9 protein-coding genes and 1 pseudogene are annotated in these 12,117 nt (G+C 72.9%); 3 read left to right on the forward strand and 7 right to left on the reverse strand.

Features of this window, described 5'->3' with window-relative positions:
- Positions 1-30: 30 nt before the first annotated feature.
- Positions 31-717 (forward strand): pentapeptide repeat-containing protein, encoded by a 687-nt coding sequence (locus ACIQVL_RS25965; RefSeq protein ID WP_403476465.1) that lies wholly within the window; start codon positions 31-33, stop codon positions 715-717.
- A gap of 129 nt (positions 718-846) precedes the next feature.
- On the opposite strand, the gene ACIQVL_RS25970 is transcribed toward ACIQVL_RS25965, so the two are convergent.
- The 5 genes and pseudogenes from ACIQVL_RS25970 to ACIQVL_RS25990 form a co-directional block, all read right to left on the reverse strand.
- Positions 847-6,066: a hypothetical protein gene (locus ACIQVL_RS25970; protein ID WP_403476466.1), complete on the reverse strand. Its 5,220-nt coding sequence runs from the start codon at positions 6,064-6,066 to the stop codon at positions 847-849.
- 117 nt (positions 6,067-6,183) lie between these two features.
- Positions 6,184-6,684, reverse strand: a complete 501-nt coding sequence (locus ACIQVL_RS25975) for a hypothetical protein (protein ID WP_403426632.1) — start codon at positions 6,682-6,684, stop codon at positions 6,184-6,186.
- Positions 6,685-6,883: 199 nt separating this feature from the next.
- Positions 6,884-7,420, reverse strand: coding sequence for a GNAT family N-acetyltransferase (locus ACIQVL_RS25980; RefSeq protein WP_403476467.1), 537 nt, complete (start codon positions 7,418-7,420; stop codon positions 6,884-6,886).
- A gap of 19 nt (positions 7,421-7,439) precedes the next feature.
- Positions 7,440-7,601, reverse strand: a pseudogene (locus tag ACIQVL_RS25985) (Uma2 family endonuclease); the annotation flags it as partial.
- A 119-nt stretch (positions 7,602-7,720) separates the two neighbouring features.
- Complete coding sequence (locus tag ACIQVL_RS25990; protein WP_355709085.1) at positions 7,721-8,296, reverse strand: TerD family protein; 576 nt, start codon at positions 8,294-8,296, stop codon at positions 7,721-7,723.
- 182 nt (positions 8,297-8,478) lie between these two features.
- On the opposite strand from ACIQVL_RS25990, the gene arfB reads away from it, so the two are divergent.
- Positions 8,479-8,907, forward strand: coding sequence for an alternative ribosome rescue aminoacyl-tRNA hydrolase ArfB (gene arfB, locus ACIQVL_RS25995; RefSeq protein WP_403476468.1), 429 nt, complete (start codon positions 8,479-8,481; stop codon positions 8,905-8,907).
- Positions 8,908-8,916: 9 nt separating this feature from the next.
- Here the strand turns inward: arfB and ACIQVL_RS26000 are convergent, their stop codons facing one another.
- Positions 8,917-9,381, reverse strand: a complete 465-nt coding sequence (locus tag ACIQVL_RS26000) for a GNAT family N-acetyltransferase (RefSeq protein WP_403426636.1) — start codon at positions 9,379-9,381, stop codon at positions 8,917-8,919.
- A 65-nt stretch (positions 9,382-9,446) separates the two neighbouring features.
- The gene (locus ACIQVL_RS26005) at positions 9,447-10,019 is read right to left on the reverse strand and encodes a flavin reductase family protein (RefSeq protein ID WP_403426638.1); all 573 of its coding nucleotides are present in this window, start codon (positions 10,017-10,019) and stop codon (positions 9,447-9,449) included.
- Between the two features lie 326 nt (positions 10,020-10,345).
- Here ACIQVL_RS26005 and cdgB point away from each other — a divergent pair, with 326 nt between their 5' ends.
- Positions 10,346-12,019, forward strand: coding sequence for a diguanylate cyclase CdgB (gene cdgB, locus ACIQVL_RS26010; RefSeq protein WP_403426640.1), 1,674 nt, complete (start codon positions 10,346-10,348; stop codon positions 12,017-12,019).
- Positions 12,020-12,117 lie beyond the last annotated feature (98 nt).

Raw genomic sequence — 12,117 nt, forward strand, 5'->3', positions numbered from 1 at the left:
ATTGTCAGTGGCAGCCTGCAAGATGGGGGCATGGCGAGGACAGCGGCCGGTGGGGCCGGCGGAGGCAGGGTGAAGGGTGCGCGGCGGCCGGAGGTGCGGCTGCCCGAGCTGGAGCCCTGGGGCGGGGGCGAGCTGGAGCCGGACGGGGACTACGACGGGCAGGCGTTCCGGGAGGCGGACTTCGCGGCGCAGGACGCGGCGGGCGCCCGCTTCATGGACTGCGCGCTGACCGACTGCGCCTTCGACGAGACGGGGCTGCGGCACGCGCGCGTGCTGGACACGGTCCTCACCGGGATAAGAGGCGTCGGCACCGATCTGGCCGAGGCGACCCTGCGCGATGTCGAGCTGGTCGACGCCCGACTGGGCGGCACCCAGCTGCACGGTTCCGTCCTGGAGCGTGTGGTGATCCGCGGCGGCAAGATCGACTACCTCAACCTGCGCACCGCGAAGCTCAGAGACGTGGTCTTCGAGGGCTGCGTCCTGGTGGAACCGGACTTCGGCAACGCCGTCCTGGAGCGCGTGGAGTTCACCGGCTGCACGGTGAAGGGGGCCGACTTCCGTGGCGTGACGATGAAGGACGTCGATCTGCGGGGCGCCGCGTCCCTGGAGATCGCCACCGGCGTGGAGCGGCTGGCCGGGGCGGTGATCAGCATGTCCCAGCTGCTGGACCTGGCACCGGTACTGGCGGCACAGCTGGGCATCCGGGTGGAGGGATGACCGACCCGTAGGCCAGCGCCCCGCAAGGGGCGCGGGGCCGTGTCGATGTGCGGCTGCCGCCGCGTGGGCGCGACCAGCCCCCACCGACCGTCGGCCGCGAACCGGCCGAAACACGCAGGTCGCCGGCTCTCAGCTCGCCGGAGGAACCGGCGCCGCCGTCTTCCGCAGCCCCAGGTGGTCGTCCGGGTCCTGGAGGCGGTCCGGCTGCGCGGCGAGCATGCGGCGGACCGCCGGTTCCGGCATACGGACCACCACCGGCCGGGGCAGGGTCAGCTCCCGTACGGCGGTGCCGGTGCGGCCGGACCGGACCCGGTTGGTCACCTGCGCCACCACCCGTACGTCCAGCGTGAACTGCACGAGGACCGCGGCGGACTTGGGCTTGTGCAGCGGCATCGACCCGGACGCGTTCACCGCCGTGTCGGCCGCGCCGCCCGCGCCACCGGCGTTGCCCATCATCTGGTTGAGCCGGAACTCGTCGGCGTTGAGCAGCCCCGCGCCCGCGAGGCCGCGGGCCGACCGGCCGTGGTCGGCGGAGCTCAGGCCGTCCGTCTGGGTGGGCCGGGGCGCGTCCAGGTGGCTCTGCCCCACCGTCTCGAAGGTCATCTTGTCGCCGACGCCCAGTACCCGGCCGTCCCGCAGCCGCGCGTGCAGGGACGCCCGCAGGTCCTGGCCCTCCGCCCCGGTGGCGTGCACCGGCGGCAGCTCCGCCCCGGCCGAGGTCAGCAGCGGCAGCGCCGCGATCAGCCACTCGGTGGAGACGGCCTCCTGGAGGGTGTACGCGGCGGCCTGGCCCTTGGACCGGAAGCGGTCGCCGCCGCCGGCCTCGCGGACCGCGGAGCCGACCAGCTCCCGCACCTGCGGTGCCCCCTGGAAGCCGTTCACCTGCGCCTCCATCGGCAGCCGCACACCGCCGGAGCGCCAGCCGCCGAGAGCGGCCGGGCGGCCGCCCCCGGGGCCTGGGGCCGGGGCCACCGGCGGCCGGCGGGGCGCGGTCAGCCGGCCGAGCGCGGCGAGGTCCTTGTCCAGGACGCGGTGGGTCACCGACTGGCGGCCCAGCGAGGCCATCGCCAGCCGGCGGTCGCCGCGGTGCAGTTCGAGGGTCGCCTCGACCGGTACCCGCATCTTCGACGACTTCGCGGTCTTGGCCTCGGCGACCGTCTTCATGCCGAGCTGGCCGCGGCTCGCCGTGCCGGAGCGCCGCGAGCCGCCCGTGCCGACGCCGAGGCCCGCCGCACCGCCGGTGCTCTTCAGCTGCCCGGCTCCGCCGTCCGGCTTGCCGGAGCCGGCGAAGATCCCCTCCAGGCCGTACGACACGCCCTCGTCGTGGGTGGCGGCCTGCTGGGCGACGGCCGCGGTGATGTACTCCATGTCCCGGCCGTCGTCCGCCGCGCCGTCGTAGGTGCCGTCGGCGAGCCGGTTGACCTTGAACACCGCCCAGTACGGGGTCTTGCGGCCGTCGAACAGCTCGACGGTGACCCCGCCGTCCATCGCGCCGGACAGCAGGCCCGCGCTGCCGTCGCGGTCCAGGACGCGCAGCAGCCGCTGCACGTTGTCGTTGCGGTCCGCCAGCTGCTGCCTGGGCAGCAGGTCGTCGGCGAGGCTCTGCTGACCGTTCTCCGCGAGGCGGGTGCGCAGCCGGGCCAGCAGCGGCACGAAGTTCGGCAGGTCCTCGACCATGCCGAAGCCGAGGGGGAGGGTGCGGGCGAAGGACGGGCTCGTGGTGCGCGGCGGCGCGGAGGTCGAGGACCCGGCGGTGTCCGTGGCGCGCGTCTGCTCCCGGCCCTCGCGTTCGGCGCCCGCCCGGGAGCCCTCGGCAGGCCGGGAGTTCTCGCCGGGCCGGGAGTTCTCCGCGGGCCGCCGCCGGCCCGGCGACGTCATCGGCTCCGGTTCGGGGTCCAGCCTCAGCTGCCTGCGGATCGCCGCCGGCAGCTGCGCCTCCGTCAGCCACACCGCCGCCTCGGCCGGCAGGGTGCGGGCGGCCGTCGCCACGTAGGGGCCGCCGCCGGTGACCTTGACCTCGGCGACCATGGTGACGAGCAGGTCGCACTGGACCAGGTAGAGCGGCGCCTTCTTCGGGGTGTGGGCGTTGCGCTCGACCGTGCCGGACAGCGCCGCGGACCGGGCGTCGCCCCGGCCGGCGGTGCGGTTCCCGGACAGGCCCTGGCCGAGCCGCCACTCGGCCTCGTTCTCCGAGCCGGTGGCGCCGAACTGCCACGTGCTGGTGGTGCCCTGCCCCTCCTGGCCGGCCGCCTGGTGGCCGCCGAGCACGAAGGTCTCCGTGCCGGGGCCCGCGCCCCGGTGCAGGAACTTCGGGTTGGCCAGCGTGAGCCGGGTGCCGACGGCCCCGTTCAGCGCGGCGAGCCGGCGCGGATAGCGCAGGTTCTTCACCACCCAGCCGGAGGACGCGGCCTGCCGCAGCGAGGCCGTGATGGCCTGCGGCCCGAACCGCTCCTCGATCGCCAGCCGCGGTGCGAGCCCCTCCGTCTGCAGCGCGGGGTCCTCGCGGACGCCCTTGTTGCGGGCGGCGGCCCTGGACAGCAGCTGGAAGGCGAGGTCCCGGACGGCCTGGCCGTCGCCGACCGTCTCCACCAGCTGCCAGTCGCGCAGCGGCTGCCCGACCGTCGGCCGGGGCACGAGGCCGGCCAGGTCGCCGATGCCCTCGGCGGTGACGGCGTGCTCGGGGCGCGGGGCCTGTGCCCGGCGCCGGTCGCGCACCGCGTCCTGCCGCTGCCTGCCCTCCTCGTCGAGGGTGAACTCGGCCGGCGTGACCAGCCGTACGTCCTGCTCGTCCAGGCTCAGTCCCGCCAGCTGCCTTGCCTCGGGCGCGTCCTGGCCGGGGGAGCCGGGGATGAGGGCGCGGCCCAGCTTGCGCTGCCGGGAGGTCATGGTGACGTCGACGTCGAGGCGCAGGGCCGCCCCGAAGGTGCTGGCCTTGTCGGAGCCGTTGGTGAGGACATCGGTGCGGGTGGTGGGGCCGGCCTGGTTGCGGCGGGTGCCGGTGCTGTGTCTCTCGTAGCGGGCCGAGGCGGTCAGGATGCCGGGGACGATCCTGGCCTGCCCGAGCACCAGGCCGCCGATCGAGCGCGAACTGCCGCGTCCGCTCTGCGTGTTGCCGGAGACACCGGAGTGGCTGCGGACCAGCCAGTCGTCGGTGTCGCCGAGGTAGCCGGTCTCGCGGAGCTGGCCGCGGACGCGGAGCTGCACGTCGTGGGAGTGCAGGGTGGTCTTGCGGCGCAGCCGCACCCGGATGCCGGTCGTGGTCAGCTGGTCCTTGTTGACCCGCAGGTTGGTCTCGGACAGGGCGGCCATCAGCTCGCGGTGGTTGCGCCGCTGGAGCGCGGCCTCCTCCCTGGACGACGGCGTGGGGCGCGCGTCGGTGCCGAAGGAGGGCAGGTAGCCGGCCAGCCGGGGGTCGGTCGCGAACAGCTGCTGCACGGCCCGCACCATGGGGCGGGTGTCGAGCTGGCTGAGGGTGACGCTGGAGCCCATGGCGCCGAACGGGAGGTGCCGTTCGACGTCGACCTCGTTGCCGTTCTCGTCGGTCCGCTTCGGCTTCTCGATGAACCCCTTGTCCTTCTTTTCTTTCTTGTCTTTCTTGTCCTCCTCGGCCTCGGTGCCGGGCGGCAGCGGCAGCCCGAGCGACCGCGCCTCGTCGGCCCGCAGGCTCATCCACACCCGCATCGAGTGCTGGGCGACCCGCCTCCCGGGGCGCAGGACCATCTCGGCCGAGCGCGGCCCGGTGCCCTCCGCGGTGAACCGGACGGTCGCCAGGTAGAGCACCTTGTCGCCGCGCACCTCCGCGCCCTGGCGGCTGGAGACGGTCTGCTCGGCCACCGTGAACCGCGCCTTGCGGGCTCCCGCGACCGGCATGGCCGTACCCCGCAGGACGGCGGCGTTGCCGAGCGCGCCGACGCCGATGGCGGGGCCCAGGCCGCCGGTGAGGGCGCGCCCCTTGCCCGCGCTCTCGGTGACCGTGTGCTGGGTCTGCTGGTGGGTGCGCAGCTGGGTCCCGCCGGTGCCCCAGGCGGGGGACATGCCGGTGATCTCGGCGTGCAGGCGGTAGCTGCCGACGCTGCTGCCGTCCTTGGAGGCGAGGTCCTCGCCGGTGACGCCGTCGCGCAGCAGCCGGGGCATGTCCTCCAGGACGGTCGCCGTGGAGGTGGCCTCGTAGAGGCGGGCGCGGCCGGGGGCGCCGGGGGCGGTGAGCGAGGGGTGCAGGACGGTGGCGACCGTGTCGAAGAGCCCGCCGCCGCCCTGGTGCGGGGCGGCGGTGTCGGTGACGGCGACCGGGGCCATGGAGTCGGCGAGCGAGACGCGCCGGGCGGTGTCCGCCTCGACGGCCTGCGGGGCGGCGGGGGCCTCGGTACCGGCCGGGACCAGGTGTTCGGTGGGCACGCGCTGGGTGAGGGCGCCCGAGCCGTGGAAGGTCTGCGCGTGCTGGGTGCCCTGCTTCTTGATCCGGACGCCGTAGCGCACCTTGCGCGGTGCCTCGACGGAGCCCTTCTCGCTGCGCAGCACCCGGGGTTCGGCCACGTTGCGCTGGCTGCGGGACTCCCGCGAGGACTGCCAGGGCTGCGCGTTGACCAGGCCGGCGCCGCCCAGCCAGAGCCCCGGCACGACGGGCGCGAGCCCGAAGGCCATGCCGCCGGCGCCCTTGCTGGAGCTGCCGCTCGCGGTGGTCGCGACGGTGGTGGCGGTGTTGTGCTGGACGTCGACCTTGGTGTCCTTGCCCTCGGCCTCGTCCACCGCGGCGAGCGGCGCCCCGTCCGGGTCCGGCACGGTGTTCGCGAGCAGGTCCTTGGGGTGGAAGACGGGCGGCCGGTCGTCGGGGGCGCGGGAGACGGTGACGGTGACGTCGTACCACTCCTTGCCGGTCCTGCCCTTGACGGCGAAGGCGCGGCCCTGCCCGTAGAACGACTCGGGGCGGCCGGCGAGCTCGGCACCGATCTCGGCGACCGTGCCGTCACCGTGCCCGACGACGGCGGCCACCGCGTTCCGGACGAACTCGTGCCCGGTCAGTCCGTACGCCGTGGAGAGCCCGGCGGCCTGGAAGTCCATCAGGTACGGGGGCAGTACGAGGCCGGGCTCGGTGCGTTCCTCCTCGACGGGGGCGATGGGAGCCACCGGCCGGCTGCGTACCGCGGGGGGCCGTGCGACGCCCTTGCCCTTCGCGTCCTGCAGCGCCAGCGTGGCGGCCGTGTTCCCCGCCTTCCCCTGGAGCACGCGCATCGTGCGTTCCGTGGGCCCGACCGGCACGGGGGAGTCGACGGGCGCGGCGGTGGCCGGTGCCCGGGAGGCCTCGGAAGAGGCGTCCTTTCCGCTGTCGCCTGCCTTTTGCTGCGTCCGCACGGAGTCAACGTAGGCGCGGCCGGGGCGGCGGGAACGCCTTCCGTGCCACTTGTCATTTCCGCCTCGACAGGTGGTCAACCTCTGTACACCGTACGGTCGTTCAGCCGACCGGGACGGCTACGACACCCTCGGGAAACGGGCCTGGAGCGTCCAGATCGCCGGGTTGTCCGCCAGGTCCTCGTGCAGGTCGGTGAGGTCGGCGATCAGGTCGTGCAGGAAGTCCCGTGCCTCCCGGCGCAGTTCGCTGTGGGAGAAGGTGAGGGGCGGCTCCTCGGCCGGCATCCAGTCCGCCTCGATGTCCACCCAGCCGAAGCGGCGCTCGAAGAGCATGCGGTCGGTGGACTCGGTGAAGTCGAGCTCCGCGTGCTGGGGCCGGGCGGCCCGGGACCCCGCCGGGTCCCGGTCGATGCGCTCCACGATGTCGCACAGCGCCCACGCGAAGTCCAGCACCGGCACCCATCCCCAGGCTGTGGACAGTTCCCGGTCCGCCTTGGTGTCCGCGAGGTAGACGTCCCCGCAGAACAGGTCGTGACGGAGCGCGTGGACGTCCACGCGCCGGTAGTCCGTCTGGGGCGGGTCCGGGAAGCGGTTGGAGAGGGCGTAGCCGATGTCGAGCACGTGCCGATGGTGTCACGACGCCGCGCCCCTTCTTTCCGCCGCGGTGGTGCGGCTCGGCGGTGCCGGGCTGCCGGTGCGCGCCGTTGGTCCGACGGCCGGTTGCGGAGTGCGGCCCGGCGGGGGCTGGTCGCGCAGTTCCTCCCCCAGCCTTCGGCCGGGGGTACCCCCAGCGCCCCTGGGGGGCAGTTCGGCGTACTGCCTACGCGCCCTTGCCCAGTCCCTTGCCCAGTCCCTTGCGCAGTACCGCGCACGGTCGGCCCTGTTCCCGGTCCGGACGGTGGCCGATCACCTCGTACCCGAGGGCGGTCCAGAAGGCGAGCCCCTTCGGGTTGTTCTCCAGTACGGCGAGGCGCACGGCGTCCCGGCCCGCCGCCCGGAACCGTTCCTCGACGCCTTCCGCGATCCGCCGCCCATACCCCTTCCCCTGGGCCCCGGCGTCCACCATCAGCAGCCCGATCCACGGATCCGGGTCGGCCGGGTCGGGGTGCCGGGCCAGCGTGACGACGACCCCGACCAGCCGCCCCTCGGACCGCGCGAGCAGCACCTCCGCGTCCGGGTTCGCCAGCTCGCCGGCCAGCGCGGCGGCCACCTGCTCGGGCCGGATGTCGTCCGGGTCCGGGAAGTCACCGCTGAGGGCGTGGAACTCCCGGTGGGACGCGTACAGGGCGGTGAGCTCGGTGAGGACCGGCGCCGGGATGTCGTGGTCGGGGGTGAGGGGGACGGGGGCGAGGATCATGCGGGCAACCTATCCGCCGCTACTCACCCGCAGGCGGGTAGCGGGGCAGGCCGTCCGTCGCGATCGTCCACTCCCCGATGGCCACGTCCTCGCCGTAGACGAAGTCCTTGCGGGTCGCGTAGCGCGGTCCGTCGGGGGTGGGATGGATGTCGGTGAGGACGGCGCCGGTGCCGGTGCGGGGGCGGACTCGCCCTCGCCCCCTCCGCCTGGGCGGCCTTCCTGCCCTACGTGTCGGCGGGCTGAGCGGACGGCGGGAGCCCCCGGCGTTGCGCCGGAGGCTCCCGCACAGCGCAGCGTCGGTCAGACGTTGACGCCGAAGTCCTGGGCGATGCCCACCAGGCCGGACGCGTAGCCCTGGCCGACCGCGCGGAACTTCCACTCCGCGCCGTTGCGGTAGAGCTCGCCGAAGACCATGGCCGTCTCCGTCGCCGCGTCCTCGGAGAGGTCGTAGCGGGCGATCTCGGCGCCGCCGGCCTGGTTGACGATGCGGATGTAGGCGTTGCGGACCTGGCCGAAGTTCTGCGAGCGGGTCTCCGCGTCGTAGATCGAGACCGGGAAGACGATCTTGTCGATGTCGGCGGGGAGGCCCGCCAGGTTGACGTTGATCGCCTCGTCGTCGCCCGCGCCCTCGCCGGTGCGGTTGTCGCCCGTGTGGACGATGGTCTGGTCCGGCGTCTGCTTGTTGTTGAAGAAGACGAAGTGGGCGTCGGAGTAGACCTTGCCCTGCGTGTTGACCGCGATGGCCGACGCGTCCAGGTCGAAGTCCGTGCCGGTGGTGGTGCGGACGTCCCAGCCGAGGCCCACAGTGACGGCGGTCAGGCCCGGAGCCTCCTTGGTGAGCGAGACGTTGCCACCCTTGGAGAGGCTTACAGCCATGGTCGGGAGTCCTTTCCCTCGTTTCGCGTACGGCCGTGCGGCGTACGGGCTTGAAGCTACAGCTACCCGTATGAACGCCACGAGGGGTACCGAAGGTTCCATCTGGCTTTACGTTCTTTACCGAACGGGTGATGGGGGATATTCACGTGACGTGCGCCGGTCAGACGCGCGACCATAGGGACATGTCCGGTCCTTACGTCATCCGCGGCTCCGTCTCGCTCCCCGAGGCCGAGCTCAACTGGCGTTTCTCGCGGTCCTCCGGGCCGGGCGGCCAGCACGTCAACACCAGCGACTCGCAGGTGGAGCTCCGCTTCGACCTCGCGAACACCGAGGCGCTGCCGCCGGTCTGGAAGCAGCGGGCGCTGGAGCGGCTGGCGGGGCGGCTCGTCGACGGGGTGATCGTCGTGCGGGCGTCCGAGCACCGTTCGCAGTGGCGCAACCGCGAGACCGCCGCCGTACGCCTCGCCGCGCTCCTCGCGGAGGCCACCGCGCCGCCGCCCAAGCCGCGCCGGCCGACCCGGATTCCGCGCGGGATCAACGAACGCCGGCTGCGGGAGAAGAAGCAGCGCTCGGAGACCAAGCGGGGGCGGACCGGCCGCGACTGGTCCTAGCGGCGGGGGTCAGAGGGGCAGTACTCCCACCGGCTGGTCCCCGCTGACCTCGCCGGTCTTCCGGAAGCCCAGCCGCAGGTAGAACTCCTCGGGGCCGTCCGGACCGGCGTGCCAGGTGACGTACATCTCCTTGCCGCCCCGGCGGTGGATCTCCGCGGCCACCGCCTCGACCGCGAACCGGCCGTAACCCCTGCCCTGTTCCGCCGCGTCGATGTTGAGGCGCCACAGGCCGGAGCGGAAGAGGGTGCCGTCGGTGCGCCAGTCGATGTCGAGGAAGGCCATCAGGAAGCCGACCGTGCGGTCTCCGTCGACGATCAGGCGCGGCCAGGCGACCCCCGCGGGATGGACGTACGCCTCGGCGAGGGATTCGGCGACCGGCGTCACGTTCTGTTCCTGGTCGGGCCGGACGTGAATGCGGAGTGCCGCCGTCAGATTTGCGGGCGTCACTTCTTCGAGGCGGAGCGCGGAGGACATCCGCGCACTCTAGAAGGGGCGTTCAGTAACCGCTCACCGAATTTACGGAAACAGACCGTGCGGTTTCATTCCAGCTGCCGGTAGCGCCCCCGGAAATACATCAGCGGTCCGCCTTCCGCACTCGGCAGTTCGGCGGCGAGGACGCGGCCGATGACGAGGGTGTGGTCGCCTGCCGCGACGCGCTGTTCGGTGCGGCACTCCAGGGTCGCGAGGGCGCCGCCGACCAGCGGGGCGCCGCTGGCCTCGCCGCGGACGTACGGGATGTCCTCGAAGAGCAGGCGGTCGCTGATGCGGCCCTTCATCGCGAAGCGGCCGGCGATGTGCCGCTGGCTCTCGGTGAGCACGGAGACCGCCCAGCGCGGCTGCTCGTCGAGGAGGTCGTCCATCCGGGAGCCCTCACGCAGGCTGACCAGCACCAATGGCGGGTCCAGGGACACCGACATGAACGCGGTGGCGGTCATGCCGACGTCCTCGCCGGTCGGCGCCAGCGGGTCGTCCGGGTCCAGTGACGGCTCCCGCGCGGTCACCAGGACCACGCCGGCGGCCAGCCGGGACAGGGCGGCCTTGAACGCTTCGTTGCTCACCCCCACAGCATGCCCGGTGGCTTCTGCGGCGGCGGGGGAGGGAGTCTTCAGCACGCCGGAAACGCTAGTGTCGACCCCGGCGCGGCCACATCGGCCATCGGCCCGAGCCGGGTCCTAGGACCAAGGGCGGGGTGCGGTGCGGGGAAAGGCCGTAACGTGCATCATGTGCGCACACCCGCAAAGGCTGTGTTCAGTAAACACACAGGGAAAACGCGGAAACTCCACGCAATTGTTCATGTTCTCCTGTGACTTGAGTCACAAGGGACGTTAATTGTTGACCCTGTGTACCGAGTGGGCAGCGCGCTGTGATTCAGTGGCGGGGAAAAGTAGCGCCGAAGCAGACCCTTGATTCACTGCGAGGTCTCGGGGGGAGGGCGAGCATGGAGACCGAGTCGGAGCCCTACGTCCGTCTTGCGTCCCTGCGACAGCTGCACCAGGTCATGGCCGACATGAACACGGCCCGCAGCCTGGCGGACACACTGCAGACCGTCGCCGACGGCGTGATCACCGCCCTCAACTACGAGATGGCGTGCATCAACCTCGTACGCCCCGCCGAGGGCGATCTCGTGGTCGCCGCCTTCGCCGGGAACTCCGCCGCCGAGGCCCTGATCACCGGCCGGGTCGGCTCCCGCGAGTCCTGGGAGCGGCGGCTGAACATGGGCGAGAAGTGGGGCGACCTCGTCTTCATACCGCACACCGAGGGCTGGGTCCTCGACGACGACGACGTCCCGCAGTGGTACACCGACGGCCCCGCGCCGCGCTTCGAGGACGAGTGGCACCCCTCAGACCGGCTCTTCGCCCCGATGTACACGCCCGGGATATCGGGCAGCTCCTGCGGCGAACTGCTCGGGGTGATCTCCGTCGACCGCCCGCGCAACGGCCGCCACCCGGGCGCCTGGGGCCGCGAGGCCCTGCAGATGTACGCCTTCCAGGCCGCGATCGCGATCAGCAACGCCCGGCTGCGCGCCAACATGCAGCGCGCCCTGGTCCGCCTGGAGCGCGAGCAGCAGGCGCTGCGGGCCAGCGAGGAGTCCTTCCGGCAGGCCTTCGAGTACGCCCCCTCCGGCATGGCGATAGCCGAGATGGGCGGCGACCAGCACGGCCGAATACTGCGCAGCAACGACGCCCTGTGCCGCCTCCTGGGCCGCCCCGCCTCCGCGATGCGCCGCTACTCCTTCTCCGACCTGGTCCACCCCGAGGACATCGGCACCCTGCTCCGCACCTCCGCCGAGGGCGGCCGCGCCGAGCTCCGCCTCGGCCGCCGCGACGGCACCTACGTCTGGGTCTCGCTCCGCAACTCCGTCGTCGCCGACGCCGCCGACGGGCCCCGCTTCCTCCTCACCCACGTCGAGGACATAGAGGAACGCAAGCGCCGCGAGCTCCAGCTCGCCCACCGCGCCTCCCACGACTCCCTCACCGGCCTCCCGAACTCCGCGGAGCTGCGCTCCCGGCTCTCCTCCCGGCTCTGCCGGCGCGCCGGACACGCCGGGGAGCTGGAGTCCCTGGACGCGGCCTACGGCCACCCCGCCTACGACGCCAACGGCCACGGCTTCGACTTCGCCGGCTCGGTGGGCGGAGCGACCGGCTCGGCGTCGTACGACGGCTACGACCACCACGTGCACACCGTCGCCCCCGAGGAAGGCCGCGACGACGGCGCCAAGGGGCTCGCGGTGCTCTTCTGCGACCTCGACGGCTTCAAGTCGATCAACGACCGGTTCGGCCACAACGCGGGCGACGCCGTCCTCATCGAGGTCGCCCGCAGGCTCACCCGGGGCGTCCGGGACGGCGACACCGTGGCCCGCCTCGGCGGCGACGAGTTCGTGATCCTCGCCGACGGCCTCGGCAAGGCCGACGCCCAGGACCTCGCCGTACGCCTGCGCAACGAGATCATCCAGCCGATCCGCGCCGAGGGCCGGGCGGTCCGGGTGGGCGCCAGTTTCGGCATCGGATGGGCGCACTGCGGCATGACGGCGGACGAGGTCCTGAAATCCGCCGACGAGCGGATGTACGTAGAGAAACGATCTCGTCCCAAAGCACATCGCCGTGCCGGATGATCCGCAGGTCGTCGCGCTGATGCGATCCGAGTCACCCGTTTGGCTCAGCCAGACCGGGTAGGCTCGACTCTCAATACCTGTACCGCATCCGCCCGCAC

It is taken from the genome of Streptomyces sp. NPDC090499, from assembly GCF_044769305.1.
In the GTDB taxonomy this organism is placed as follows: domain Bacteria; phylum Actinomycetota; class Actinomycetes; order Streptomycetales; family Streptomycetaceae; genus Streptomyces.

What these genes read in the sequence shown, in the direction of transcription:
- ACIQVL_RS25990 (WP_355709085.1), bottom strand. Translation starts at nt 8,296, where the DNA reads ATGGCTGTAAGCCTCTCCAAGGGTGGCAACGTCTCGCTCACCAAGGAG.
- ACIQVL_RS26000 (WP_403426636.1), bottom strand. Translation starts at nt 9,381, where the DNA reads ATGTCCTCCGCGCTCCGCCTCGAAGAAGTGACGCCCGCAAATCTGACG.
- arfB (WP_403476468.1), top strand. Translation starts at nt 8,479, where the DNA reads ATGTCCGGTCCTTACGTCATCCGCGGCTCCGTCTCGCTCCCCGAGGCC.
- ACIQVL_RS25980 (WP_403476467.1), bottom strand. Translation starts at nt 7,420, where the DNA reads ATGATCCTCGCCCCCGTCCCCCTCACCCCCGACCACGACATCCCGGCG.
- ACIQVL_RS25965 (WP_403476465.1), top strand. Translation starts at nt 31, where the DNA reads ATGGCGAGGACAGCGGCCGGTGGGGCCGGCGGAGGCAGGGTGAAGGGT.
- cdgB (WP_403426640.1), top strand. Translation starts at nt 10,346, where the DNA reads ATGGAGACCGAGTCGGAGCCCTACGTCCGTCTTGCGTCCCTGCGACAG.